Genomic DNA, 25,210 nt, shown 5'->3' with positions numbered 1-25,210 from the left:
CGCCCACAAACCGCGCGGGGCAGATCAGACATCATGTGACATTGGGGACGGCCGGCCGGCACCGGCATAGGGTGGACGACCATGACATGGCTGATCACAGGCGGAGCGGGATACATCGGGGCCCATGTGGCGCGGCTCATGGCCGACTCCGGGTACGGGGTCGTCGCGCTGGACGACCTCTCGGCCGGGTTCGCCGAGCGGCTGCCGGCCGCCGTGCCGCTCGTCGAGGGTTCGGCGTACGACGGGCACTTGCTGAAGCGGGTGTTCGCCGAGTACGACGTGACGGGCGTCGTCCATCTCGCCGCGCGCAAGCAGGTCCCCGAGTCGGTGGCACAGCCCACCCGTTACTACCGGGAGAACGTCGGCGGTCTCGCGACCCTGCTGGAGGCGGTGGCCGGGGCCGGGATCGGCAGGTTCGTGTTCTCCTCGTCGGCCGCCGTGTACGGCAACCCGGACGTGGACCTGATCACGGAGGCCACGCCGTGCCTGCCGGTGAACCCCTACGGCGAGACCAAGCTCGCCGACGAGTGGCTGGTGAGGGCGGCCGGCCGGGCGCACGGCATGACGACGGTGTGCCTGCGCTACTTCAACGTGGCGGGCGCGGGCGCGCCCGAACTGGCCGACACGGGCGTGTTCAACATCGTCCCGATGGTGTTCGACCGGCTCACCCGGGGCGAGGCCCCGCGGATCTTCGGCGACGACTACCCGACGCCGGACGGCACCTGCGTGCGCGACTACATCCATGTCGCCGACCTGGCCGAGGCCCATCTCGCGGCGGCGCGGGCTCTGGACGCCCGCGCGGGCGGCGATCTGACGGTCAACATCGGCCGGGGCGAGGGCGTCTCCGTACGCGAACTGATCACGGTCATCGGCGAGGTGACCGGCGACCGCCGTGCGCCGGTCGTCGAGGGGCGCCGGCCGGGCGACGCGCCGCGCGCCGTCGCCTCCGCCGCGCGGGCCGCCGAGGAGCTCGGCTGGACGGCCCGGCGCGGGGTGCGGGAGATGGTCGAGTCGGCCTGGCAGGGCTGGCGGCACCACCACTCCAAGTGATCTTTGGCCGCCCTGACCTGCGCTTTGTTTCCGCAGGTCAGGGCACATGACAACGGTGTTCAGTGCCGCGTTGCCGGATACCCCCGCCCCGTAGTTCACTGTGATCCCGGGCGAACATCAGGAGGGCGGCCGACATGGGGGCTGGGCACGATCACGGGCACGGGCACACGCACGCGCCGCCCACCGGCACCGCGGCGGCGGCCTACCGCGGACGGCTGCGGGTGACGCTGTCGATCACGCTCTTCGTGATGGTGCTGGAGATCGTCGGCGGGGTGCTGGCGGATTCCCTCGCGCTGATCGCGGACGCCGCGCACATGGCGACCGACGCCCTGGGCCTCGGCATGGCACTGCTCGCCATCCACTTCGCCAACCGCCCGGCCACCGGCAACCGCACCTTCGGCTACGCCCGCGCCGAGATCCTCGCCGCGCTGGCCAACTGCCTGCTGCTGCTCGGTGTCGGGGGCTACGTCCTGTACGAGGCGATCCAGCGGTTCGTCACCCCGGCCGACACCGCGGGCGGCCTGACCGTCCTGTTCGGCACGATCGGCCTGGTCGCGAACATGATCTCGCTCACGCTGCTGGTCCGCGGCCAGGCGGAGAGCCTGAACGTGCGCGGCGCCTTCCTGGAGGTCGCGGCGGACGCGCTGGGCTCGCTCGCGGTGATCGTCGCCGCGCTGGTGATCCTCGCCACGGGCTGGCAGGCCGCCGACCCCATCGCGTCCCTCGTCATCGGCCTGATGATCGTGCCGCGCACCCTCAAGCTGCTGCGCGAGACCCTGGACGTGCTGCTGGAGTCGGCGCCCAAGGACGTCGACATGACCGAGGTGCGGTCGCACATCCTCGCCCTGGACGGGGTCGAGGACGTCCACGACCTGCACGCCTGGACGATCACCTCGGGCATGCCCGTGCTGTCGGCGCACGTGGTCGTGCGCTCGGACGTGCTCAGCGCGATCGGCCACGAGAAGATGCTGCACGAGTTGCAGGAGTGCCTCGGCGACCACTTCGACGTGGAGCACTGCACCTTCCAGCTGGAGCCGAGCGGGCACGCCGAGCACGAGGCGAAGCTGTGCCATTGAGGCAGGTGGGACGCCCCGCCGGCGGAACGCAGCGGTCCGGCGCGCGCCCGCGTCCTTGAGTCCACAGCCCGCCCGGACGGTTCCCCGCCGACCGCGCAGGGCACGATCAACCACCGGGCCCTTTCCGGCGTCCGACCGGTGTGCGGCCGTGGCGCACGCCGCGCGCGGGACATGCGGTCGCGCCGTGAAGTGCCGGGAGTGCCGGTTTCGTGCGGCACACTTGGGGCGCGAAGACCGATGCGAAGGATGGGTATGCCGATCACACCTGCCACCGCGACGCACAGTCCGTCGAACGGCACCTCAGACGCGATTCTGCTGGAACTGGTCGACGAGGACGGCGTCACGATCGGCACCGCGGAGAAGCTCGCCGCCCACCAGCCGCCGGGCCGGCTGCACCGTGCCTTCTCCGTCTTCCTCTTCGACGAGCACGGCCGGCTGCTGCTGCAGCAGCGGGCCCTGGGCAAGTACCACTCCCCCGGTGTGTGGTCCAACACCTGCTGCGGCCACCCCTACCCCGGTGAGGCGCCCTTCGCGGCGGCGGCCCGGCGCACCTTCGAGGAGCTGGGGGTTTCGCCGTCGCTGCTCGCGGAGGCGGGCACGGTCCGCTACAACCACCCGGACCCGGACTCGGGCCTGGTGGAGCAGGAGTACAACCACCTCTTCGTCGGCATGGTGCAGTCGCCCCTGCGGCCGGACCCGGAGGAGGTCGGCGCGACCGCCTTCGTGACCCCGGCGGAGCTCGCCGAGCGGCACGAGAAGGACACCTTCTCGTCCTGGTTCATGACCGTGCTGGACGCCGCCCGTCCGGCGGTCCGGGAGCTGACGGGCCCGTCGGCCGGCTGGTGACCGTCACGGCACCCGCACCGGTGTGAGCGGCAGGGCAGCCCAGATCACCTTGCCGCCGCTCGCCGTGTGCGCCACGTCGCACACCCCGCCCGCCTCCCGGGTGACCTCGGCGACGAGCAGCAGCCCCCGGCCGCCCTCGCCCCCGTGGTCGGCCTCCAGGGCGGTGGGGCGGTAGGGGTGGTTGTCCTCCACGGACACCCGCACCCACTCGGCGCCGACGGCGACCTCCACGGCGAGCATCGGCGACAGCAGCGCCGCGTGCTTGACCGCGTTGGTGGCCAGCTCCGAGACGATCAGCAGCAGGCCCTGAACCATGTCCTCGGAGACGGGCACGCCCTGGCGACGCAGCAGGTCCCGTACGGCGTGCCGCGCCTGCGGGACCGAGGCGTCGACGGCGGGGGCGGTGAACCGCCAGACGCCTTCGTACGGCAGTGGATCCGGCGGCCCGGGATCGAGGGGCTCCTGCCCCTCGTCCGCTGGGCGCGAGCCTGACCCGCGCCCGTGGTTGTCCATCGTCCGGTCGCCACCCTTGCGCTCGATTGTCACCACACGTCGAGTGTTGGGAACCACCCGCCGCCGCCCGGAGGACTGAACAGAAGTCAGCGAGTATCGAGCACTTGCGACCCCTTTTTGTGCGATACGGGTTCACCCGCGATCGTCCCGGTCGGACATGGCGGCTAGCATCCGGCCCATGGAGCCCCAGCTGCTGCACGGCGTGACCGACGCGGTCGCCACCGTCGTCATCCACCATCCGGCCAAGCGCAACGCCATGACGGCCGCGATGTGGGCGGCCCTGCCGCCGCTGCTCGACGGCCTCGCCGCCGATCCGGGCGTCCGCGCGCTCGTGCTGACCGGGGAGGGCGCAACCTTCTGCGCCGGCGCCGACATCTCCACGCTGCGCGGATCAACGGAGGAGGCGCAGGGGCTCGCCGTGCGGGCCGAGGAGGCGCTGGCCGCCTTTCCCAAGCCGACGCTGGCCGCGATCCGGGGGCACTGCGTGGGCGGCGGGTCACAGCTCGCGGCGGCCTGCGATCTGCGCTTCGCCGAGGAGGGCGCGCTGTTCGGGGTGACGCCGGCGAAGCTCGGCATCGTCTACCCGGCCTCCTCCACCCGCCGCCTGGTGTCGCTGGTGGGGCCGGCCGCCGCCAAGTACCTGCTGTTCTCCGGCGAGTTGATCGACGCCGGGCGGGCACTGCGCACCGGGCTGGTGGACGAGGTGCTGCCCGAGGGCGAACTCGGCAAGCGCGTCGCCGCGTTCACCCGGATCCTGGCCGCGCGCTCCCAGCTCACCCAGGCCGCCGCCAAGGAGTTCGCCGACGGCCGCACCGACCGGGACGCCCACTGGACGGAGCAGATGCGCGCCGGCGAGGACACCGCCGAGGGCGTCACCGCCTTCCTGGAGCGCCGCCCGCCGCGGTTCAGCTGGGCTCTTCCCGGCCGAGGATGAACCGGCTGCGCGAGCGCAGCAGCTCCACGACGTCCGCGGGCGCCTTCTGCGGGGCCCCGGCGTCATAGGGCGGTTGCGGGTCGTACTCGATGCCCAGCTGCACGGCCCGGGCCACGAAGTCGCCGGCGATGCGGCCCACCAGGGCGAGCCCCATGTCGATGCCGGAGGACACCCCGGCGGCGGTGACGTACTTGCCGTCGGTCACGACCCGCTCCCCCGTCGGCTCGGCGCCGAACCGCTTCAGCTCCTCCAGGGCCAGCCAGTGCGAGGTGGCCCGGCGGCCCTGGAGCAGGCCCGCCGCGGCGAGCAGCAGGGAGCCGGTGCACACCGACGTCGTCCAGGCACTCGTGGCGTCGGCGGCGCGGATCCAGTCGAGCAGTGCCTCGTTGTCCATCTGCCCGGTCTGGCCGGGGCCGCCGGGCACGACCACGACGTCGGGGCGCGGCACCTCGGCCAGGGTGCGGTCGGCGGTGAGCGCCAGGAGGGCGTTGTCGGTGCGGACCGGGCCGGTGCGTTCGGCGACGAACACGGTCTCGGAGTCCGGCAGCCGGCCGAGGGTCTCGTACGGCCCCACGGCGTCGAGGGCGGTGAAGCCGTCGAAGAGGACGATCGCGATCTGCATGGTTCCCCCTGGGTTCGGTCGGTTCAGTGGACGGGCGTGGGGCGGAATCTGCGCCGGTACTCGGCGGGTGCGGTGCCGAGGGTGCGCACGAAGGCGCGGCGCATCGCCTCCGGGGTGCCGTAGCCGCAGGCGCGGGAGATCTCCTCGACGCCGTCGGCGGTGTCCTCCAGCAGGCGCCGGGCGTGTTCCAGGCGGACGCGGTCGACGTAGCGGCCGGGCGTCGTGCCGGTCTCGGCCTGGAAAGCCCGGGCGAAGTGGCGGGGCGAGAGGCGGGCGCGGGCGGCCAGCGCCTCGACCGACAGGTCGGCCCCCGGGTGCTCGGTGATCCACTGCTGGACCTCGCGCAGCGGCTCGCGCCGTGCGGTCTGCGCGGTGAGCTGGGCACTGAACTGGGCCTGGTTTCCCGGCCGGCGCAGAAAGACGACCAGGTGGCGGGCGACGGAGAGGGCGACGTCCCGGCCGGTGTCCTCCTCGACGAGCGCGAGCGCGAGGTCGATGCCGGAGGTGACGCCGGCCGAGGTGGCGAGGTTGCCGTCGCGGATGAAGATGGGGTCCGGGTCGACCTCCACGGCCGGATGGTCCCGGGCGAGCCGGGCGCACACCGACCAGTGGCTGGTGACCCGGCGGCCGTCCAGCAGGCCCGCCTCGGCGAGCAGCAGCGCCCCGCTGCACACGGAGACCAGCCGCTCGGCCCGCGGGCCGTGCTCGCGCAGCCAGTCCACCAGGCCCGGATCGGGCCGCCGGGTGCCCTCGCCGCCCGGCACCAGCAGGGTGTGCGCGGCCGGCGCGTCGGCGAAGGAGTGGTCGGGGACGAAAGTCAGGCCGCTGGAGGTGCGTACGGGCCCGCCGTCCGCGGTCACGGTGCGGATCCGGTAGGTGCCCGGGCGGTGCCGCTCGGCGCCGTTGAAGACCTCCACCGGGCCCGAGACGTCGAGGCTCTGCACGCCGTCGAAGAGGACGGCCAGCACGGTTCGCATGTCTCCATCGTCGGGAGCCCGCGCGATGGCCGCAATGACGGGCACCCCACCTTTCCTGCCCTTCCGAGGTGGAAGACGCGCACGTCGGGGTACCCGGAGGTTCCCGGTCACCGCGGCCGGGAGAGGAAAGGGGAAGTTCCGTGTTCCGTGCGATAGCCGACGTCCTGCGCCAGATCGGTGGCGCGATCGCCACCGTCGTGACACTGCCCTTCCGGGCCCTGGCCCGGCTCTTCGGCGGAGCCTCCGGCTCCGCACGCGGTCACCGGGCCTGACCCCCCCACGTCCCGGCCCGCCGAAGCCGCCCTGATCCCCGAGTGTCGGTGTCACCTGCCACAATTGCCGCGCAACCTCAGTGAGAAGGCGGTACGGGATCGTGACCACACCCGGGTCTCTGGCAGCAGGGTCCATCGAAGGCAGGATCGCCGAGGAGCTCGGCGTACGGGAGCGGCAGGTCAGGGCTGCCGTGGAGCTGCTCGACGGCGGTTCGACGGTGCCCTTCATCGCCCGCTACCGCAAGGAAGCGACCGAGATGCTCGACGACGCGCAGCTGCGCACGCTCGAGGAGCGGCTGCGCTACCTGCGGGAGCTGGAGGAGCGGCGGACCGCGATCCTCGACTCGGTGCGCGAGCAGGGCAAGCTCACCGAGGAGCTGGAAGCGCGGATCCGGGGCGCGGAGACCAAGGCCCGCCTGGAGGACATCTACCTGCCGTTCAAGCCGAAGCGCCGCACCAAGGCGCAGATCGCGCGTGAGGCGGGCCTGGAGCCGCTGGCCGAGGGGCTGTTGGGCGACCCGACGGTCGAGCCCCTCGCCGCGGCCGCCGCGTTCGTCGACGCCGACAAGGGGGTCGCCGACCCGCAGGCCCGCCCTCGACGGCGCCCGGGCGATCCTCACCGAGCGGTTCGCGGAGGACGCCGACCTCATCGGTGAGCTGCGCGAGCGCATGTGGGTGCGCGGGCGGCTCGCCGCCAAGGTGCGCGAGGGCAAGGAGGAGGCGGGCGCCAAGTTCGCCGACTACTTCGACTTCACCGAGGCGTTCACCGAGCTGCCCTCGCACCGCGTCCTGGCGATGCTGCGCGGCGAGAAGGAGGAGGTCCTCGACCTCGTCCTGGAGCCGGAGGAGCCGACCGACGGGCCTTCGTCGTACGAGGCGATCGTCGCGTCCAGGTTCGGGATCGCCGAGCGGGGCCGGCCCGGCGACAAGTGGCTGACGGACACGGTCCGCTGGGCCTGGCGCACCCGCATCCTCGTCCACCTCGGCATCGATCTCCGGCTGCGGCTGCGGACGGCCGCCGAGGACGACGCCGTCCAGGTCTTCGCTGCCAACCTGCGCGACCTGCTGCTGGCAGCCCCGGCCGGCACGCGTGCCACGCTGGGCCTGGACCCCGGGTTCCGCACAGGCGTCAAGGTCGCCGTGGTCGACGCGACCGGCAAGGTGGTGGCGACGGACGTCATCCACCCGCACGTGCCGGCCAACAGGTGGGACGAGGCGATCGCCAAGCTGGCCCGGCTGGCCAAGGAGCACGCGGTCGAGCTGATCGCGATCGGCAACGGCACGGCGTCCCGCGAGACCGACAAGCTCGCCGGTGAACTCATCACCAAACACCCGGAGTTGAAGCTCACCAAGGTGATGGTCTCCGAGGCCGGCGCCTCGGTGTACTCGGCGTCCGCGTTCGCCTCGCAGGAGCTGCCCGACATGGACGTGTCGCTGCGCGGCGCGGTGTCGATCGCGCGCCGGCTGCAGGACCCGCTCGCCGAGCTGGTGAAGATCGACCCCAAGTCGATCGGTGTCGGCCAGTACCAGCACGACCTGTCCGAGGTGAAGCTGTCGCGTTCGCTGGACGCGGTGGTGGAGGACTGCGTGAACGGCGTGGGTGTCGACGTCAACACGGCCTCGGCGCCGCTGCTCGCGCGGGTCTCCGGCATCACCTCCGGTCTCGCCGAGAACATCGTGGCGCACCGCGACTCCAACGGTCCGTTCACGTCCCGTACCGAGCTGAAGAAGGTCGCCCGGCTCGGTCCCAAGGCGTACGAGCAGTGCGCGGGCTTCCTGCGCATCCGCGGCGGCAAGGACCCGCTGGACGCCTCCAGCGTGCACCCGGAGGCCTACCCGGTCGTACGGCGCATGGTGAAGACGTCCGGTCAGGAGGTCGCGTCCCTCATCGGCAACACGGGCGTGCTGCGCTCGCTGCGGCCGGACGACTTCGTGGACGAGACGTTCGGGCTGCCGACCGTCACCGACATCCTCAAGGAGCTGGAGAAGCCCGGGCGCGACCCCCGGCCCGCGTTCAAGACGGCCACCTTCAAGGAGGGCGTGGAGAAGATCTCCGACCTCGCCTCCGGGATGGTCCTGGAGGGCGTGGTCACCAACGTGGCCGCCTTCGGGGCGTTCGTGGACGTCGGTGTGCACCAGGACGGCCTGGTGCACGTCTCGGCGATGTCGAAGACCTTCGTCAAGGACCCGCGGGACGTGGTGAAGCCCGGCGACATCGTCAAGGTGAAGGTGCTGGACGTCGACATCCCGCGCAAGCGGATCTCGCTGACGCTGCGGCTCGACGACGAGGCGGCCCCGCAGGGGCAGCAGGGCGGCGGGGGCGAGCGCCGGCAGCGCGGCGGGCGCCCGCCTCAGCAGCGGCAACAGCAGCAGCGCCAGGGCGGCGGCGGTCGTCAGGGCGGCGGCGGTCGTCAGGGCGGGGACGGACGCCAGGCCGCTCCCCCGGCCGACGGCGCGATGGCGGACGCCCTGCGGCGGGCCGGGCTGCTGGACCAGAAGAAGCGCTGACCACTGCGGGCCGGGGCCGGACGGCTCCGGCCCCGGGTGGGTCAGCGTTCGGTCACCTTGCCGTCGGCGACCTCCAGCCGGCGGGTGACGTGCACCGCGTCCAGCATGCGGCGGTCGTGGGTGACGAGGAGGAGGGTGCCCTCGTAGGCGTCGAGGGCGGACTCCAGTTGCTCGATGGCCGGCAGGTCGAGGTGGTTGGTCGGCTCGTCCAGGACCAGCAGGTTGACGCCGCGGCCCTGGAGCAGTGCCAGGGCGGCGCGGGTGCGTTCGCCGGGTGACAGGGTCGCCGCCGGGCGCAGCACGTGGTCCGACTTCAGGCCGAACTTGGCCAGCAGGGTGCGCACTTCCACCGGCTCGGTGTCGGGGACGGCGGCGCAGAACGCGTCCAGCAGGGCCTCGGTCCCGTGGAACAGCTTGCGGGCCTGGTCGACCTCGCCGACCAGGACGCCGGAGCCGAGGGCGGCCGCGCCCGCGTCCAGGGGGACACGGCCGAGCAGGGCGGCGAGCAGGGTCGACTTGCCCGCGCCGTTGGCGCCGGTCACCGCGACCCGGTCCGCCCAGTCGATCTGCAGCGAGACCGGGCCGAGGGTGAAGCCGCCGCGCCGTACCTCGGCGTCGCGCAGGGTGGCCACGACGGCGCCCGAGCGGGGGGCCGACGCGATCTCCATGCGCAGTTCCCACTCCTTGCGGGGTTCCTCGACGACCTCCAGGCGTTCGATCATGCGCTGGGTCTGCCGGGCCTTGGCGGCCTGTTTCTCGCTGGCCTCGCTGCGGAACTTGCGGCCGATCTTGTCGTTGTCGTTCGCCGCCTTGCGGCGGGCGTTCTTGACGCCCTTGTCCATCCAGGAGCGCTGCATCTGGGCCCGGTCCTGGAGGCCGGCGCGCTTGTCGGCGTACTCCTCGTAGTCCTCACGGGCGTGCCGGCGGGCGACCTCGCGTTCCTCCAGGTAGGCCGCGTAGCCGCCGCCGTAGAGGGTGATCTGCTGCTGGGCCAGGTCGAGTTCGAGGACCTTGGTGACGGTGCGGGTGAGGAACTCGCGGTCGTGGCTGACGACGACGGTGCCGGCGCGCAGGCCGCCGACGAAGCGTTCGAGGCGCTCCAGGCCGTCCAGGTCGAGGTCGTTGGTCGGCTCGTCGAGGAGGAAGACGTCGTAGCGGGACAGCAGCAGGGAGGCGAGGCCCGCCCGGGCCGCCTGGCCGCCGGACAGGGATGTCATCGGCTGGTCGAGGTCGACGGCGAGGCCCAGGGAGTCGGTGATCTCCTCGGCCCGCTCGTCCAGGTCCGCGCCGCCGAGGTCGAGCCAGCGCTCCAGGCTCGTCGCGTAGGCGTCGTCGGCGCCGGGGGCGCCGTCGACCAGCGCCTGGGTGGCCTCGTCCATGGCCCGCTGGGCCTCGGCGACGCCGGTGCGGCGGGCGAGGAATTCACGGACGGTCTCGCCGGGGCGGCGCTCCGGTTCCTGCGGGAGGTGGCCGACAGTCGCCGACGGCGGGGAGAGCCTGAGCTCGCCCTCCTCCGGGGCGAGGAGCCCGGCGAGCATCTTCAGCAGGGTGGACTTGCCCGCGCCGTTGGCGCCGACCAGTCCGATCACGTCGCCGGGCGCGACGACGAGGTCCAGGCCGGAGAAGAGGGCGCGGTCGCCGTGTCCGGCGGCGAGGTTCTTGGCGACGAGGGTGGCAGTCATCAGGTCGTCGATCCTAGCGGCCGTACCCCGCGCGGCGGTCAGCGTGCCATCGGCTCCACCAGCACGCTTCCGGCCGTGCGGGCCACGACGTAGGACTCGCCCTTGCGTGCCTTGGTGTCCAGGGCGATGCGGTGGAGGCCCGGTTCGAGGAGGCCGTCGAAGACCTCGTGGGTGTGGGTGCGGTACAGGCGGTCGAGGCGGTACGCGGTCAGCCGCACCCGGCACGGCGAGGTGACCTCGACGCCCGCCTCGCCGTCGGCCGCCACCAGCCGGGTGAGGCGGCGCTGCTCGGCGGGACTGCGGTCCAGGGCGTGTTCGATCTGGGCGACCAGGAGGGGCACGATCGGGGCGAGCCCCTCGACATACGCGACCTCGATGCCGGCCCGGTCGAAGGACCGGCGTACGGCGGCGCGTTCCTCCGCGGTGACCGCGCGGCCGAAGGCGACGGCGCCGTAGGCGCGCAGTTCGTCGGCGGGCACGCCGTGCGCGTCGTGGGCGATGTCGGCGCCGATGCCGATGGTGCGCAGGGCGGCGGCGAGCTTGGCGAGCAGGGCGACGCGGGCGCCGATGAGCAGGACGCGGCGCCGCGCGGACGGGGTCTCGCCGTCGAGGAGGGCGGCCAGCGCGGCGCGGTACTCGGTGCCGCGGAACCGGAACGGCCCTATGCCGTGGTAGCCGTTGAGCTCCAGGTCGGCGCGTTCGTCGGTCTGCCAGGCGAAGTCCCGCCAGACGAAGTCCCCGCCGTCCCGGTCGATGACGGCGGTGACCGCGCCGCACGCGAGGTCGGCGCACTCGGGGCAGCCGTAGATGACGTGCCGGCCGTCGGGCAGCGGGGCGTCCGTCTCCAGGAGCAGGCCGCGGACGTGCTCGGTGAAGATCGCGGGCGGGATGTCGGAGGCGAGCGGGGAGACGGCGTCGAGGTCGGAGAGCTGGAACAGCAGCGGGCGTCCGTCGACGAGGAAGTCCACGAAGTCCCGGTGCACCTGGTGGTCGCCGTTGGCGAGGAGTTCACCGGCGCGCATCGCCGGTGCCAGGCCGAAGGTCGCGTACTCGGCAGGCATGGTGTGAGTATTCCCGCAGTGGGGGCGGTCTGCGCACGGCATGGGACATTCCGCTACGGTCCGGGCGTGGAGAGTGCAGCGAACAACGATGTCGTGGTGGTCGGCGGTGGGGTCATCGGGCTCTCGACCGCCGTCGTCCTCGCCGAGCGGGGGCTCCGGGTGCGGGTGTGGACGCGGGATCCGGTGGAGCGGACCACCTCGGTGGTCGCGGGCGCCCTGTGGTGGCCGTACCGCATCCGGCCCGCGGCGGCGGCGCGCGCGTGGGCGCTGCGGTCGCTGGACGTGTACGAGGCGCTCGCGTCGCGGCCCGAGGTGACCGGCGTACGGATGGTCGAAGGCGTAATGGGCGAGACCGCCTTGGACGAGGACGTGGCGTGGGCTGCCGCCCGGCTGCCGGACCTCAGGGCGTCGACGGCCGAGGAGTACGCGGGCTGGGGGCTGTGGGCGCGGCTGCCGCTGGTCGACATGGCGGCCCATCTGCCGTACCTGCGGGAGCGGTTGGTGCGGGCGGGCGGCGTGGTCGAGGAGCGCGCGGTGGGCGGCCTCGCGGAGGCGGACGCGCCCGTCGTGGTCAACTGCACCGGGCTGGGCGCGCGGGAGCTGGTGCCGGATGCCGCCGTACGTCCCGTGCGCGGTCAGTTGGTCCTGGTGGAGAACCCGGGGATCCGCACCTGGCTCGTCTCCACCGGCGCCGGCGGCGAGATGGCGTACTTCTTCCCGCAGCCGGGGCGGCTGGTGCTGGGCGGGACCGACGAGGAGGACGTGTGGTCCACCGAGCCGGATCCGGCGGTGGCCGAGGCGATCGTACGGCGGTGTGCGGCGCTGCGGCCGGAGATCGCGGGCGCTCGGGTGCTGGGGCACCGGGTGGGCCTGCGGCCGGCCCGGGAGGCGGTGCGGCTGGAGCGCGAACCGCTGCCGGACGGGCGGGTGCTGGTGCACAACTACGGGCACGGCGGAGGCGGCGTGACGGTCGCGTGGGGCTGTGCGGAGGAGGCGGCCGGGCTGGTGGGCCCGGCCGCCTGAGCCGCCGGTCGCCGGATCAGCCGACTCGGGCGTCTCCGGGGACGCGCAGGGCCCCTCTCGGGTCGCCCACGCCGGTCGGGCGGGTGACCGGCGCCGTCGAGGGCGCCGTGCCGGAGGTCGCCCGGGCGAAGGCCGGGGCGCCGCCGAGGAGCGGGACGCGGACCGAGGTGCGGGAGAGGTCCAGGGTGAGCGTCGGCTTGTCGGCGGGCGGGTCGATGAGGTCCTTGTCGGTGCCCGCGACGATCAGGGCGAGACGGTGGCCGGCCGGGACGACGTGGTCGGTGGCCGCGAGGTCGACGGTGATGGTGTACGCCTTGCCCGGGGTGAGCGGGACGCCCTTGCCGGGTGAGGCGTAGGTGCCGAGGTCGGCCCAGCCGCGGCTGAACACGGTGCGGTCGACGTCGGCCGTCTTCGCCGCGGTGTTCTTGAAGCAGGCGCTGTCGCCCGGGGTGCTCGCGCCCCAGCAGCTGCGGTCGGTGAGGGTGGTGATGCCCTCGGCGGCGTCGGCGTAGTCACGGATGGTGTCGGGGCCGAGGTCGACGAGGACGGCGGAGAGGTGGGCCGTCGCGGTGGTCGGGGTCGCGGTCACCGTCACCTTGGAGGAGCCGGACAGACGCAGGTCGTGGCCGAGGGGACGGGTGACGAAGCCGGCCTTGTCGGACGTCGGCGTGTCGATCCGCGCGGCCCAGTCGGTCTCGCTGTGGCTCGGGTCGTCGGTGAAGGTCTCGGTGCCGGAGCCGGGGGTGAGGCCGAGGGTGCCGACGCCGGCCTGGGTCCCGACGGCCGGGCGCAGGGTGGTGGCGGCCGTGCCCCGGGGCGGCCAGACCTTGGAGGTGACCCACTGGTCGGGGTGGCGTTCGATGTCGGCCATGGGCTCGCGGTCGATGCCGTTGTCGTAGCCGAGGAGTTCGTGGTCGAACCAGCGGTGCAGGGTGTCGACCCAGGCGCCGCGCCGGTAGTCGAAGGGGTCGACGTGACCGGTCTGGGAGAGCCAGATCTTGCGCTCCACCCCGTGCCGGGCGAGGGCGTCCCACCACTGGCCGAGGTGCTTGGTGCGGACGTTGAGGTCCTGCATGCCGTGGACCAGGAAGACGCTGGCCCGCGCCTCGGCGGCGTCCTTGACGTAGTCGCGCTCGGTCCAGAAGGGGGTCCAGTCGCCGGTGCGCGGGGCGCCGTCGACGATCTTCTGCTGCACGGCGGCGCACCTGGCGCGGGCGTCGGGGCTGTCGACGTAGTCGCTCAGCCAGTCCGGGCCGGAGTCGTAGAGGTCCGCGCCCTGCTGGAAGTAGTAGTCGTACCAGGAGGAGATGCCGCTGATCGGGACGATCGTCCGCAGGCCCTTGACGCCGGTGGCGGCGACGCCGTTGGCGATGGTGGCGTCCCAGCTCTTGCCGATCATGCCGGTTCTGCCGTTGGTCCAGTCCGCCTTGGCGCGCACGTTCCCGGTGCGGGTGGTGTACGCCTTGCCACGCCCGTTGAGCCAGTCGATCACGGCTTTGGCGGACTGGATGTCGGAGCGGCCGCCGACGTCCACGCAGCCGTCCGAGCGGTTGGTGCCGGCGAGGTCGACGCCGACGAAGGCGTAGCCGCGCGGGACGAAGTAGTTGTCGTAGAACAGCGGCATCTGGACGACGTGGCCGTTCGCGTCGTACGTCTTCTTCTGGCTCTCGTTGCCGCGGCCGCAGCAGGAGTAGTAGGGGCTGGCGTCCATGATGACGGGGATCTTGCGGTGCTGCCGGGCGGGTTCGCGGGGGCGGACGATGTCGGCGGCGACCCGGTCGGTCTTCCCGTCGCCGTCGCCGTCGAGTCCGGTGTCCACCCAGACGGCCTCGCGGACGGCGTTCGTGTACGAGTAGACGGGCCTGCTCTCGCGAGGGGCGCCGTGGGCCACCGCCGGGGTGAGGAAGGCGGCCATGAGGACGGCGACGATCACCGTCGCGAGCGGTCTCCAGGTCGTGAAGCGCGTGCGTGTCGGCATGCGCGGGACGCTACATCGGTCAACTGCCGTGCAAAAGAAGGCGCGTCGGATGCGGGCGTGGCGTGCGGGGCCCTACGGTCCGGTCGGTTCATGAAGGCCGAATGGCGATCGTGTGACAGGGGAGGCGGTGGACACAGCCGGAGCCACAGGGACTGAATAGGCTCCGAACGGACTTCGTCCCCCTACGACTTGGAGTCTTCGTGCACCCCAGAATCCTGGCGCCGGGCGCACTCGCCGCGGCCTCCCTGCTGCTGGCGATCCCGGCATCGGCGGCGAGCCTCTCCCCCGGCGCCCCGGGTATCGGCGACCCCTACTACCCGGACTACGGCAACGGCGGCTACGACGTCTCCCACTACGACCTGCGTCTGAAGTACCAGCCCGCGACCGACGAGTTGGAGGGCACGGCGACCATCCTGGCGAAGACCACACAGGACCTGTCGAGCTTCGACCTGGACTTCCTGCTGGACGTGAGCGAGGTGCGGGTCAACGGCTCGACGGCCGCCTTCACCACCTCCGGCCAGCACGAACTGGTGATCACGCCGAAGACGCCGCTGGCCAAGGGCACGCCCGTCACCGTGTTCGTCCGCTACAGCGGGGTGCCGTCCACGAAGAGCGCGTACGGCTTCAACACCTGGCACCGCACCCCGGACGGGGCGGTCGCGGCCGACGAGCCCGAGGCGGCCTGGTGGTGGTACCCGAGCAACGACCACCCGCTCGACAAGGCGACCTACGACGTGTCGGTGGCCGTCCCCGACGGCACCCAGGCGATCTCCAACGGCACGCTGCAGTCGACGAGTTCGAAGCTGGGCTGGACGCGGTACAACTGGCGGGAGAACAAGCCGCAGGCGACCTATCTGACCACGCTGGCCGTCGGGAAGTTCGACATCACCACCGGCACGTCGGAGGGCGGCGTACCCGTCGTCAACGCCTACAGCAAGGACCTCGGCGACAACGACGGGGCCGCGCGGGCGAGCGTGGAGCGCACCGGTGAACTGGTGGACTGGCTCAGCGGCTACTTCGGGCCGTACCCGTTCGCCTCCGCCGGCGGCTACGTGCCCAACACGACCACCGGGTACGCGCTGGAGACGCAGACCCGCGTGTACTACAGCCCGAAGCAGTTCGCGAACGGCTCCAACACGTCCGTGGTCGTGCACGAGCTGGCCCACCAGTGGTACGGCGACAGCGTGTCGCTCAAGGGCTGGAAGGACATCTGGATCAACGAGGGCTTCGCGCGGTACGCGCAGTGGCTCTGGTCCGAGCACGAGGGCGAGGGCACGACGCAGGAGCTCGCCGACTACGTGTACGCCTCGCATCCGGCCGACGACGCGTTCTGGACGGTGAAGCCGGGCGACCCCGGGCCGGACGACCAGTTCGACATCGCCGTCTACGACCGGGGGGCGCTGGCGATCCAGGCACTGCGCAACGAGGTCGGTGACGATGCGTTCTTCGCCATTCTGAAGGGCTGGCCGCAGGAGCACGCGTACGGCAACGCCTCGGTCGCCGACTTCCGGGCCTACGCCGAGCGGGTCTCCGGCAAGTCGCTGTCGGCGCTGTTCGACACCTGGCTGTTCCAGCCGGTGAAGCCCGCGGCGCCCGCCGCGAGGACGGCGGCGATCGCCGGGAAGGCGGGTGCGGTCGCGCAGCCGAAGTCGTGGAAGAGGATCGCCGCGACGAACGACGTGCGCTGAGCCGCACCCCGCCCCCTACAGCTCGGCCGCCCTGGCGAGCAGTTCCTCCCGGCCGATCGGCTCCGCCCGGGTCGAGGGGACCGTGCAGGCGTGGGCGCCCGCGACGGCGCCGTACAGCGCGCAGCGCCGGGGGGTCTCACGGTTGAGCCAGCCGTGCAGGAAGGCGGAGACGAAGGCGTCGCCCGCGCCGTTGGAGTCGACCACCGGCGAGGGCGGCGCCACGGGCGGCACGTGGGTCAGCTCGTCGTCGGCGAGCAGGAACGCGCCCTTCGCCCCGGCCATCGCCACGACCACCTCGGCGCGGCCGCGCTCGGTGATTGCGCGCATCGTCCGCTCCGGGTCGGTGAGGGCGGCGGCGGAGACGAAGACGATGTCGGCGGCGTCGGCGAACGCCTGGTGGTACGGGTTCTCGCCGTCCCAGTCGTGCAGGTCGGTGGAGAGGGTCACGCCGCTCTCGCGCAGCGCGGGCAGGGCCTCGGCGCAGGGCTGGGTGATGGACACGTGCGCGTGGCGGCTCGCCGCGGCCAGCTCGTTGACCACGCCCTCCGGGAGGCGGTCCGTGCCGCGGGTGCGGCTGGAGTCGTACAGGGACAGCCGGCGGCCGTCGGGGCCGACGAGGTTGACGGCGCGCTTCGTCCCGGCGGGGTGCGGGACCGCGGTGAGCGGGATGCCGTGGTCCTCGTGCAGGGCGCGGACCAGGTCGCCCTCGGGGTCGTCGCCGAGCAGGTCCAGGTGGTGCACGCGCAGGCCCAGGGCGGCCAGCCCGAGCGCGACGAAGTCGCCGGTCTGTCCGGCGCGGGTGCGGATGCCCTGCTCGATCAGGTAGCTGTCCGCGTACGGCAACGGCAGCTCCGGCACGTACACGATGGTGTCGACCCCGGCTCCACCCAGCACGAGCACGTCGTTCTCGCGACTCACGTTCCGCCCTCCCCATGGTCGTAGACGGTGACGGCGACGCCCCGCTCCACCAGTCGCCGCAGGATCAGCGGCTAGACACGGGACCAGGTGCCACCTGCCAGACCGCACCCTATCCGGGGCATGTGGACCGAGGCGCCCAGCTCCAGGGCCTTGTCGGCCACTCCGCCGAGGGCCAGGTCGATCGCCTCGTAGCGCACGGGGACCCCCTTGCTGCCGGTTCTGATCCCGCGCTGGCCGATCATGTTGGCCACCCAGACATACGGCTCGACCTGGACGCACTGGACGGCACCCAGCCCGAAGTCGTTCGCCGCGCGGTTCCGGTGCCAGGCGCGGTACGCCGCCTCGGGTTCCGGCCAGCGACGCGACAGCGCCACCACGAACCCCCTGCCCCATCCAACGGGGCCGCGTCGGTGCGGGGTGCGGCCGTTGCCGTGGTCACGGCGTCCTTGCTCACGGATCGATCCACTCTCTGGTTCGCCCGAGCGGGTCGCGCTCGGCTGGTGCGGACGTACGGGCCGGCGCGCTCGGTCGGGACGCCGGCCAACGCGGCGCCTTCCCCCGGGCGCCGGGGCGCATGCGATGGCGTGGATCACACGGAGGTGCTGTCCGGCCGGTCCGGAGCGCGCGGCTGCCGAGGTTTCGCAGTACTGGTGTGACAGCGATACTGCTGCACATGACGACCGACACCGACAGCGCCACAGGGGAGCCGACGCTCACGATCGACGAGCTGGCCGCGCGGGCCGGCATCACGGTCCGCACGGTCCGGTTCTACGGCACCAAAGGGCTCATCCCCCCGCCGGTGATCGGTCCGCGCCGCGTCGGCCACTACGGCCCCGGGCACCTGGCCCGGCTCAACCTGATCGAGGAACTGCAGCACCAGGGCATGACGCTGGCGGCGATCGAGCGCTACATGGAGCAGCTGCCGGCGGACCTGAGCCACCACGACCTGGCGATCCACCGGGCCGTCGTGGCCTCCTGGGCGCCGGACAGCGTGGAGACGGTGACCCCCGAGGAGCTGCGGCGCCGGGCGGGGCGGGCGCTGAGCGAGGAGGACGTCGAGCGGCTGACCGCGATGGGCATGGTGCGGCGCGAGGGGGACGCCTTCCGGGTGGACTCGGGGCTGCTCCGGCTGGCCGTGCAGCTGCTCGACGTGCCGCTGTCGCAGGAGGCGATCCTCGCGGCGCGCGAGGTGATGATCGAGCACTCCCGGGCGGCGGCCCGTGAGCTGTCCCGGCTGTTTCGCAGCGAGGTGTCCGAGCGGGCCGAGGAGGACGTGAAGTCCCTGTCCGCGCACATGCAGCCCATCGTGGTGCAGGCGCTGCTGACCACCTTCCAGCGGTCGCTGAAGGAAGAGGTGCACCAGTGGCTGGCGGCCCCCGAGGAGGGCCGCCCCGCCTGACACCCGGGCGTCAGCAGCGCGGGATCGGTTTGCTGTACGTCGTGGTGCTGGGGGTCGCCACGTAGTGGTCGGAGACGTAGTGGCCGTTGTCGAGACGGTCCCAGATCTTCGTCGTGCCGACCGTCGTGCCGGTGCGCTGGCAGGTGACCCAGGCGAGCGCGCCGTTCGGTGAGGTGCCGACGGCACTGTAGCCGGAGCCGGGGCCGCTGCGTTCGGTCAGGCCGTTCGTGGCGGTGACCTGGTACGGGTAGGTGCAGCGGGGCAGCGGGGAGCTATAGCCGGTGCCTGACGGGGTGCTGACGTAGTGGTCGGAGACGTAGGCGCCGTTGGTGAGCTTGTCCCACACGGACGTGGTGGCGACCTTGGCGCCGGGGGCCTGGCAGACGACGTCGAGGGTGGTGCCGGGCGCGTAGGTCGCGGCGACGGGGTAGCTCGTCGAGGGACCGGTGCGGGCGTTGAGCGCGGTCGTGCTGGTCACCTTGTAGGGGTGGGCGACCGTGGCGACGGGAGCGTCGAGGCGGTCGGTGTCGATGTTGAGGGTGACGCCGCCGTAGGTCTCGTCGTGGCCGCCGCGGAACTGCTTGGCGCGCTGGTGGACGGCCCACTTGGAGTCGGTGACGCCGGTCCAGCCCTTGAGGGAGTCGACCCCGTCGTAGCGCGCGATCCACAGGGCGTCCGGGCGCGCGTAGCTGGTGGACGTGTACGCGGCGGCGAGTTGCCCCGCGCCGAGGTTGAGGTTCATGTAGACGCCGGACACCCAGCCGACGCGGTGCAGTTCCTTGGTCCAGGCGGAGAGGTAGGTCAGCACGGCCGTGCGGCACGTGGTGTCCGTCTGGCTGTAGTTCTCGATGTCGTTGTAAAGGGCGCTGCCCGGCCGCATGCCCAGTGCTTTCGCCGCCGTGACCGCCTCGGTGGCGGCCGCGGTGCCCTGCGAGCGGGCGGTGGCCGGCGTCGTGCTGATCTTGTCGTCGGTCGGACGCGCTCCGCAGGGCGGCTGCAGGCCCTTGTGGATGGGCAGCAGACGCCATTTCAGCTGCGACACGGAGGCCACCCAGGAGGAGGTCAACTGCGGCTGGGCGCAGGTGCGGTTGACGCCGGAGACGTAGACGCCGAGGGCACCGTACGGCGAGGCGTTCCAGGCCTGCACGGACGAGAGCGGCGGTGCCGTACAGGTGTCGAAGGCGAGTCCGGAGTAGCGGGTCGCGCTCGCACCGGACGGGTAGGCGACGGAGGTGGCGGGTTCGGCGCTGGCCGCCGGGGCGAGGACGAGGGCGGCCGCGCCGGTCAGGAGGCAGGCGGACGACAGGACGAGCAGTCTTCTGGGGACGGTGCGCTGATGTGGCATGACGGCCCTCCGGGCGGCTGTCAGTTGATGTGCCGTCAGCGTGGACGCGGTCCCGGTGCGCTGCCATGGGCCGACCGGCCCCCGCCCGGGCCGGCCCGGCCCCGTTCAGGACCGCACGGGTACGTCGATCAGCAGCGGCCCGGTCAGCCGCCCCGCCCCCGCGACCAGTTCACGCAGGTGCTCGGCGCTCTCGGCTCGTACCGCGTCCACCCCGAAGAACCGTGCCGCCTGCGTGAAGTCCAGCTCGCCCAGGTCCGTGCCGGGGCAGACCCCCTGGCCGCCCATCGCCTGGTAGGTCTCCTGCACGGTCCGGTAGGCGCCGTTGCCCATCACCACGAACAGCACGGGGGTGCGCTGCCGGGCGGCGCTCCACAGGCCCTGCAGGCCGAACAGCGTGGAGCCGTCGCCGAGGACGGCGACCACCGGGCGGCCGGGTTCGGCGAGGGCGCGGCCGACGGCGGCGCCGATGCCCCAGCCGAGGCCGCCGCCGACGGTGTGGGTGTAGCTGCCGGGGCGGTCGAGGCGGACGAGACGGCGGAGCAACAGGCCGACGGTGATGGCCTCTTCGACGACCACGGCGTCCGGGGGCAGGCCGCGGGCGACGGCGTGGGCGGCGGCCCAGGGGGCGAGCGGGGCCGTGGAGTGGGCGGCGCGGGCGGTGGATTCGTCGCGGTCGCGCTCGGCGGTGTGGCGTTCGCCTGCGTGCAGCGTGCGGGACTTGGCGGTGTGGGCCGGGACGTGGTCCCGCAGCAGTTCCGAGAGCCGGTCCAGGGAGGGGGCGAGCGCCCCCACCAGGCCGATCGCCGCGGGGAAGTTGCGGCCGATCTCGTCGGGGTCGGAGTCCAGCTGGACGACCTGCAGGCCGGGCGGCAGCGGCGGACCGGGCGTGTAGGCGTGCGGGGTGAAGGCGTGGGCTCCGACGATCAGGACGGTGTCGTACGCGGCCAGGGCGGCGCGGACGGCGTCGTGACGGGGCGGCAGCATCCCGGCGTACAGGGGGTGCGTCGTGGGGAAGTCCAGGCAGTCCGCCATGGGCTGGTGGTGGACGACCGCCCCGCAGGCCTCCGCCGTGCGCACCAGCGCGGCCAGGGCGCCCTCGCGGCCCACGCCGTCCCCGGCGACGATCGCCGGGCGGGCGGCGGCGCCCAGCAGGGACGCGGCGTGTTCGAGGCCCGCGGCGGGTCCCGCGGGCGGAACGGGAGTCCGGGTGGGGACCTCGACCTCGGTGTCCTCGGTGAGCAGGTCCGTGGGCACGGAAAGGAACACCGGCCCGGCGGGCGGGCGTACGGCCAGGGCGAAGGCGCGGCGCAGGGCGAGCGGCAGGTCGTGGGCGTGCTGGACGTCGTACGCCGCCTTCACCGCGGGGCCGGCGATGCCCATGAGGTCGCCGGAGAGCATCGGGTCCTGCTGGAGGTGGCGGCGGTCCTGCTGACCGGCCGTCACCACCAGCGGGGTGCGGGAGCGGCGGGCGTTGAGCAGGCCGATGAGGCCGTTGGCGAGGCCGGCGGCGATGTGCAGGCTGACGAAGGCCGGGCGGCCGGTGCCGCGGGCGTAGCCGTCGGCCATGGCGACGACGGAGCCCTCGTGGACGCCGAACACGTACTCGGGGGCGCCGGGTGTGTCCGACAGGGCGGCCAGGAAGGGGAGTTCGGTGGTGCCGGGGTTGCCGAAGACGCGGTCCACGCCCTCGTCGCGCAGGATGTCCAGGACGGCGAGGGCGGGACGGTATCCCATGGGGGCTCCTCCGGGGACGGGACCGGGCTGACGTCTCGCGGGTCAGCGTGGGTGTCCCGCCCTCCGAGGGCAAGCGGGTCCGGTTCCCGACCGAAAGAAACCGGGCAGCGGCGCCGGGGGGTACCGGCGCCGCCGCCCGGGTGCGCTACGCGTCCGCGAACCGCTCCCCCTGCTCGGCCTTGCGCACCAGCAGCGCGGGCGGCTCGAACCGCTCGCCGTAGCGCTCGGCCAGCTCACGGGCGCGGGCCACGAATCCGGGCAGTCCGCCGTCGTAGCCGTTGATGTACTGCAGCACGCCGCCCGTCCAGCCGGGGAAGCCGATGCCGAGGATCGACCCGATGTTGGCGTCGGCGACCGATGTCAGGACGCCCTCCTCCAGCAGGCGGACGGTGTCGAGGGCCTCGGAGAAGAGCATGCGCTCCTGCATGTCCGCGAACGGGATCTCGTGGCCCGGCTCGGTGAAGTGCTCGCGCAGTCCGGGCCACAGACCGGCCCGCTTGCCGGTCTCGTCGTAGTCGTAGAAGCCCGCTCCCCCGCTGCGGCCGGGGCGGTCGAACTCGTCGACCATGCGGTCGATGACGGCCTCCGCGGGGTGCGTCGCCCAGGTGCCGCCGGCCTCCTCGACGGCCCGCCGGGACTCGTTGCGGATCTTGCGCGGCAGGGTGAGGGTCAGCTCGTCCATCAGGGAGAGCACCTTGGCCGGATAACCCGCCTGGGCGGCCGCCTGCTCGACGGACGCGGGCTCGATGCCCTCGCCGACCATGGCGACGCCCTCGTTGATGAAGTGGCCGATCACCCGGGAGGTGAAGAAGCCGCGGGAGTCGTTGACGACGATCGGGGTCTTGTTGATCTGCCGGACCAGGTCGAAGGCGCGTGCGAGGGCCTCGTCGCCGGTCCGCTCGCCCTTGATGATCTCGACCAGCGGCATCTTGTCGACCGGAGAGAAGAAGTGCAGGCCGATGAAGTCGCTCTGGCGCTCCACGCCCTCGGCGAGCGCGGTGATCGGCAGGGTCGAGGTGTTGGAGCACAGCAGCGCGTCCGGCTCGACGATGTGCTGTATCTCCTGGAAGACCTTGTGCTTGAGCTCGGGGTTCTCGAAGACGGCCTCGATCACCGCGTCGCAGCCGGCCACGTCCTGCGGGTCGGCGGCCGGCGTGATGCGGGCGAGCAGCGCGTCCGCCTTCTCCTGGGTGGTACGGCCCCGGGAGACGGCCTTGGCGCACAGCTGCTCGGAGTAGCCCTTGCCCTTGACGGCCGCCTCCAGGGAGACGTCCTTCAGGACGACGTCGATGCCGGCGCGGGCGCAGGAGTAGGCGATGCCCGCGCCCATCATCCCGGCGCCGAGGACGGCGACCTTGCGGACCTTGCGGTGTTCGATGCCCTTGGGCCGGTTGGCGCCGGAGTTGACGGCCTGGAGGTCGAAGAAGAACGCCTGGATCATGTTCTTGGAGGTCTGGCCGGCGGCCAGCTCCACGAAGTACCGGGCCTCGATGACCTGGGCGGTCTCGAAGTCGACCTGGGAGCCCTCGACGGCCGCGGCGAGGATGTTGCGCGGGGCCGGGTAGGGGGCGCCGTTCGTCTGCTTGCGCAGGTTGGCCGGGAAGGCGGGCAGGTTGGCCGCGAACTTGGGGTGGGCGGGGGTGCCGCCCGGGATGCGGTAGCCGGGCCGGTCCCAGGGCTGCTGCGACTCGGGGTGTGCGTCGATGAACGCGCGTGCCTTGGCGAGCAGTTCGTCCGGGGTGGCGGCCACGTCGTCGACGAGGCCGTTCTGCAACGCACGCTGCGGGTTGTACTGGGTGCCCTGGAGCAGGACCTTGAGCAGGGCGTCGGCGATGCCGAGCATGCGGACGGTGCGGACGACGCCGCCGCCTCCGGGGAGCAGACCGAGGGTGACCTCGGGGCAACCGATCTTGGAGCCGGGGGCGTCGAGGGCGACGCGGTGGTGGCAGGCGAGCGCGATCTCGTAACCGCCGCCGAGGGCGGCGCCGTTGATCGCGGCGACGACCGGCTTGCCGAGGGTCTCGAGGCGGCGCAGGTTGCGCTTGATGGCCATGCCGCCGTCGAAGAGGTCCTGCGCGGTCTCGGGGGTGACCCGGATGAGGTCGCGCAGGTCGCCGCCGGCGAAGAAGGTCTTCTTGGCGGAGGTGACGATGACGCCGCGGATGGAGTCCTTCTCGGCCTCCAGGCGGTCGATGATCACGGCCAGGGAGTCGCGGAACGCCTGGTTCATGGTGTTCGCGGACTGGTTCGGGTCGTCGAGGACGAGGGTGACGACGCCGGTGCGGTCCTGTTCCCAGCGGATGGTGGTGCTCTCGGTCATGAGGGGGTCTCCGTTGAAGTCTCGTGTGGCCGCTGGGTGTTCAGACGCGCTCGACGATGGTGGCGATGCCCATGCCGCCGCCGACGCAGAGGGTCGCGAGGCCGTACCGCTTGTCCTGGCGCTCCAGTTCGTCGACGAGCGTGCCCAGGATCATCGCGCCGGTCGCGCCGAGGGGGTGGCCCAGGGCGATGGCTCCGCCGTTGACGTTGACCTTGTCCAGGGACAGGCCCATGTCCTTCACGAAGCGCAGGACGACCGCCGCGAAGGCCTCGTTGATCTCGACGAGGTCGATGTCGTCGATGGTCAGGCCGGCCTTGGCGAGGGCCTTGCGGGTGGCGGGGGCGGGGCCGGTGAGCATGATGGTGGGTTCGGAGCCCGAGACGGCGGCGGAGACGATCCGTGCGCGGGGGGTGAGGCCGTAGCGCTCGCCGATCTCCTTCGTGCCGATCGCGACGAGCGCGGAGCCGTCGACGATGCCGGAGGAGTTGCCGGCGTGGTGGACGTGGTCGATCTTCTCGACCCAGTGGTACTTCTGCAGGGCGACGGCGTCGAAGCCGCCCAGCTCGCCGATGTCGGCGAACGAGGGCTTGAGCTTGGCCAGGGAGTCGGCCGTGGTGCCGGGGCGCGGGTGCTCGTCGTGGTCGAGGACGGTCAGGCCGCTGCGGTCCTTCACCGGCACGACGGAGCGGTCGAAGCGGCCCTCCTTCCAGGCGGTGGCCGCGCGCTCCTGCGACAGGGCGGCGTACTCGTCGACGTCCCGGCGGGAGAAGCCCTCGATGGTGGCGATCAGGTCGGCGCCGATGCCCTGCGGCACGAAGTTCGTGGCGAGGTTGGTCATCGGGTCGTTGAACCAGGCGCCGCCGTCGGAGGCCATGGGCACCCGGGACATGGACTCGACGCCGCCCGCGAGGACGAGGTCCTCGAAGCCGGAACGGACCTTGGCGGCGGCCATGTTGACGGCTTCCAGGCCCGAGGCGCAGAAGCGGTTCTCCTGCACGCCGGCGACCGTGTCGGGCAGGCCCGCGGCGATGGCGGCGATGCGGGCGATGTCGGAGCCCTGGTCGCCCACGGGTCCGACGACGCCGAGCACGATGTCGTCGATCGCGGCCGGGTCGAGGCCCGGGAAGCGGCGGCGGAGTTCGTGGATGAGGCCCACGACCAGGTCGACGGGCTTGGTGCCGTGCAGGGCGCCGTTCGCCTTGCCGCGGCCGCGCGGGGTGCGGATCGCGTCGTACACGTACGCTTCGGTGCTCACTGGGAAGCC

General features: G+C 72.7%; 19 protein-coding genes and 2 pseudogenes. 9 read left to right on the top strand and 12 right to left on the bottom strand.

The genetic code is table 11. From position 1 onward, the window contains the following. Positions 1-81: 81 nt before the first annotated feature. From galE to idi, 3 genes are all read left to right on the top strand, one after another. A complete protein-coding gene (galE, locus tag LN251_RS26765) occupies positions 82-1,050 on the top strand; it encodes a UDP-glucose 4-epimerase GalE (protein WP_458246637.1) in 969 nt (322 codons plus the stop codon). 134 nt (positions 1,051-1,184) lie between these two features. Beyond that, positions 1,185-2,126: a cation diffusion facilitator family transporter gene (locus LN251_RS26760; protein ID WP_458246636.1), complete on the top strand. Its 942-nt coding sequence runs from the start codon at positions 1,185-1,187 to the stop codon at positions 2,124-2,126. A 252-nt stretch (positions 2,127-2,378) separates the two neighbouring features. Next, positions 2,379-2,972, top strand: coding sequence for an isopentenyl-diphosphate Delta-isomerase (gene idi, locus LN251_RS26755; protein WP_458246635.1), 594 nt, complete (start codon positions 2,379-2,381; stop codon positions 2,970-2,972). A 3-nt stretch (positions 2,973-2,975) separates the two neighbouring features. Here idi and LN251_RS26750 read toward each other — a convergent pair whose 3' ends face one another. Next, complete coding sequence (locus LN251_RS26750; protein ID WP_458246804.1) at positions 2,976-3,485, bottom strand: ATP-binding protein; 510 nt, start codon at positions 3,483-3,485, stop codon at positions 2,976-2,978. Between the two features lie 178 nt (positions 3,486-3,663). Between LN251_RS26750 and LN251_RS26745 the strand changes: the two genes are divergently transcribed. Next, a complete protein-coding gene (locus LN251_RS26745; RefSeq protein WP_458246634.1) occupies positions 3,664-4,419 on the top strand; it encodes an enoyl-CoA hydratase/isomerase family protein in 756 nt (251 codons plus the stop codon). Here LN251_RS26745 and LN251_RS26740 read toward each other — a convergent pair. Both LN251_RS26740 and LN251_RS26735 read right to left on the bottom strand, forming a co-directional pair. Beyond that, positions 4,391-5,041 (bottom strand): DJ-1/PfpI family protein, encoded by a 651-nt coding sequence (locus LN251_RS26740; protein ID WP_458246633.1) that lies wholly within the window; start codon positions 5,039-5,041, stop codon positions 4,391-4,393. The genes LN251_RS26745 and LN251_RS26740 overlap by 29 nt on opposite strands. Positions 5,042-5,064: 23 nt before the next feature. After that, on the bottom strand, positions 5,065-6,018 hold the full coding sequence (locus LN251_RS26735; RefSeq protein ID WP_458246632.1) for a GlxA family transcriptional regulator: 954 nt from the start codon (positions 6,016-6,018) through the stop codon (positions 5,065-5,067). A 140-nt stretch (positions 6,019-6,158) separates the two neighbouring features. Between LN251_RS26735 and LN251_RS26730 the strand changes: the two genes are divergently transcribed. Continuing rightward, positions 6,159-6,290, top strand: coding sequence for an LPFR motif small protein (locus tag LN251_RS26730; protein WP_260844787.1), 132 nt, complete (start codon positions 6,159-6,161; stop codon positions 6,288-6,290). A gap of 101 nt (positions 6,291-6,391) precedes the next feature. Beyond that, positions 6,392-8,798, top strand: a pseudogene (locus LN251_RS26725) (Tex family protein). 41 nt (positions 8,799-8,839) lie between these two features. On the opposite strand, the gene LN251_RS26720 reads toward LN251_RS26725, so the two are convergent. Continuing rightward, positions 8,840-10,480, bottom strand: coding sequence for an ABC-F family ATP-binding cassette domain-containing protein (locus LN251_RS26720; RefSeq protein WP_458246631.1), 1,641 nt, complete (start codon positions 10,478-10,480; stop codon positions 8,840-8,842). A 38-nt stretch (positions 10,481-10,518) separates the two neighbouring features. Then, positions 10,519-11,541: an oxidoreductase gene (locus LN251_RS26715; RefSeq protein ID WP_458246630.1), complete on the bottom strand. Its 1,023-nt coding sequence runs from the start codon at positions 11,539-11,541 to the stop codon at positions 10,519-10,521. Between the two features lie 66 nt (positions 11,542-11,607). On the opposite strand from LN251_RS26715, the gene LN251_RS26710 reads away from it, so the two are divergent. After that, a complete protein-coding gene (locus LN251_RS26710; protein WP_458246629.1) occupies positions 11,608-12,564 on the top strand; it encodes an FAD-dependent oxidoreductase in 957 nt (318 codons plus the stop codon). A 16-nt stretch (positions 12,565-12,580) separates the two neighbouring features. Here the strand turns inward: LN251_RS26710 and LN251_RS26705 are convergent, their stop codons facing one another. Continuing rightward, a complete protein-coding gene (locus LN251_RS26705; RefSeq protein WP_458246628.1) occupies positions 12,581-14,542 on the bottom strand; it encodes a Xaa-Pro dipeptidyl-peptidase in 1,962 nt (653 codons plus the stop codon). Between the two features lie 200 nt (positions 14,543-14,742). Here LN251_RS26705 and LN251_RS26700 point away from each other — a divergent pair, with 200 nt between their 5' ends. Beyond that, positions 14,743-16,230, top strand: a complete 1,488-nt coding sequence (locus tag LN251_RS26700) for a M1 family metallopeptidase (protein ID WP_458246627.1) — start codon at positions 14,743-14,745, stop codon at positions 16,228-16,230. Between the two features lie 15 nt (positions 16,231-16,245). Here LN251_RS26700 and LN251_RS26695 read toward each other — a convergent pair whose 3' ends face one another. Together LN251_RS26695 and LN251_RS26690 are read right to left on the bottom strand one after the other, a co-directional pair. Then, positions 16,246-17,148 (bottom strand): adenosine kinase, encoded by a 903-nt coding sequence (locus tag LN251_RS26695; RefSeq protein WP_458246626.1) that lies wholly within the window; start codon positions 17,146-17,148, stop codon positions 16,246-16,248. Then, positions 17,145-17,606 (bottom strand): annotated as a pseudogene (locus tag LN251_RS26690) (Appr-1-p processing protein). Before LN251_RS26690 ends, LN251_RS26695 begins: the two are co-directional and overlap by 4 nt. 215 nt (positions 17,607-17,821) lie before the next feature. On the opposite strand from LN251_RS26690, the gene LN251_RS26685 reads away from it, so the two are divergent. Continuing rightward, entirely contained in the window at positions 17,822-18,547 is a 726-nt protein-coding gene (locus LN251_RS26685; RefSeq protein WP_362985959.1) for a MerR family transcriptional regulator, read from the top strand. 10 nt (positions 18,548-18,557) lie between these two features. Here LN251_RS26685 and LN251_RS26680 read toward each other — a convergent pair whose 3' ends face one another. The 4 genes from LN251_RS26680 to LN251_RS26665 all read right to left on the bottom strand — a co-directional run bounded on the left by LN251_RS26680 (position 18,558) and on the right by LN251_RS26665 (position 25,201). Beyond that, the gene (locus LN251_RS26680) at positions 18,558-19,892 is read right to left on the bottom strand and encodes a glycoside hydrolase domain-containing protein (RefSeq protein ID WP_458246625.1); all 1,335 of its coding nucleotides are present in this window, start codon (positions 19,890-19,892) and stop codon (positions 18,558-18,560) included. A gap of 105 nt (positions 19,893-19,997) precedes the next feature. Further along, positions 19,998-21,626 (bottom strand): thiamine pyrophosphate-binding protein, encoded by a 1,629-nt coding sequence (locus LN251_RS26675; RefSeq protein WP_458246624.1) that lies wholly within the window; start codon positions 21,624-21,626, stop codon positions 19,998-20,000. 145 nt (positions 21,627-21,771) lie between these two features. Next, positions 21,772-23,946 carry a 3-hydroxyacyl-CoA dehydrogenase NAD-binding domain-containing protein gene (locus LN251_RS26670; RefSeq protein ID WP_458246623.1) on the bottom strand — a complete coding sequence of 725 codons (2,175 nt, stop codon included), beginning with the start codon at positions 23,944-23,946 and terminating at the stop codon, positions 21,772-21,774. Between the two features lie 40 nt (positions 23,947-23,986). Continuing rightward, a complete protein-coding gene (locus LN251_RS26665) occupies positions 23,987-25,201 on the bottom strand; it encodes an acetyl-CoA C-acetyltransferase (RefSeq protein WP_458246622.1) in 1,215 nt (404 codons plus the stop codon). Between the last annotated feature and the right edge of the window lie 9 nt (positions 25,202-25,210).

Source organism: Streptomyces sp. MAI_2237, assembly GCF_054189285.1.
Note: the sequence above shows the minus strand (reverse complement) of the source record. Positions and strands in the feature narration are given on the sequence as shown.

Coding starts and splice junctions, on each gene's coding strand:
- galE (WP_458246637.1), top strand. CDS start 82: ATGACATGGCTGATCACAGGCGGAGCGGGATACATCGGGGCCCATGTG.
- LN251_RS26760 (WP_458246636.1), top strand. CDS start 1,185: ATGGGGGCTGGGCACGATCACGGGCACGGGCACACGCACGCGCCGCCC.
- idi (WP_458246635.1), top strand. CDS start 2,379: ATGCCGATCACACCTGCCACCGCGACGCACAGTCCGTCGAACGGCACC.
- LN251_RS26750 (WP_458246804.1), bottom strand. CDS start 3,485: ATGGACAACCACGGGCGCGGGTCAGGCTCGCGCCCAGCGGACGAGGGG.
- LN251_RS26745 (WP_458246634.1), top strand. CDS start 3,664: ATGGAGCCCCAGCTGCTGCACGGCGTGACCGACGCGGTCGCCACCGTC.
- LN251_RS26740 (WP_458246633.1), bottom strand. CDS start 5,041: ATGCAGATCGCGATCGTCCTCTTCGACGGCTTCACCGCCCTCGACGCC.
- LN251_RS26735 (WP_458246632.1), bottom strand. CDS start 6,018: ATGCGAACCGTGCTGGCCGTCCTCTTCGACGGCGTGCAGAGCCTCGAC.
- LN251_RS26720 (WP_458246631.1), bottom strand. CDS start 10,480: ATGACTGCCACCCTCGTCGCCAAGAACCTCGCCGCCGGACACGGCGAC.
- LN251_RS26715 (WP_458246630.1), bottom strand. CDS start 11,541: ATGCCTGCCGAGTACGCGACCTTCGGCCTGGCACCGGCGATGCGCGCC.
- LN251_RS26705 (WP_458246628.1), bottom strand. CDS start 14,542: ATGCCGACACGCACGCGCTTCACGACCTGGAGACCGCTCGCGACGGTG.
- LN251_RS26685 (WP_362985959.1), top strand. CDS start 17,822: ATGACGACCGACACCGACAGCGCCACAGGGGAGCCGACGCTCACGATC.
- LN251_RS26680 (WP_458246625.1), bottom strand. CDS start 19,892: ATGCCACATCAGCGCACCGTCCCCAGAAGACTGCTCGTCCTGTCGTCC.
- LN251_RS26675 (WP_458246624.1), bottom strand. CDS start 21,626: ATGGGATACCGTCCCGCCCTCGCCGTCCTGGACATCCTGCGCGACGAG.
- LN251_RS26670 (WP_458246623.1), bottom strand. CDS start 23,946: ATGACCGAGAGCACCACCATCCGCTGGGAACAGGACCGCACCGGCGTC.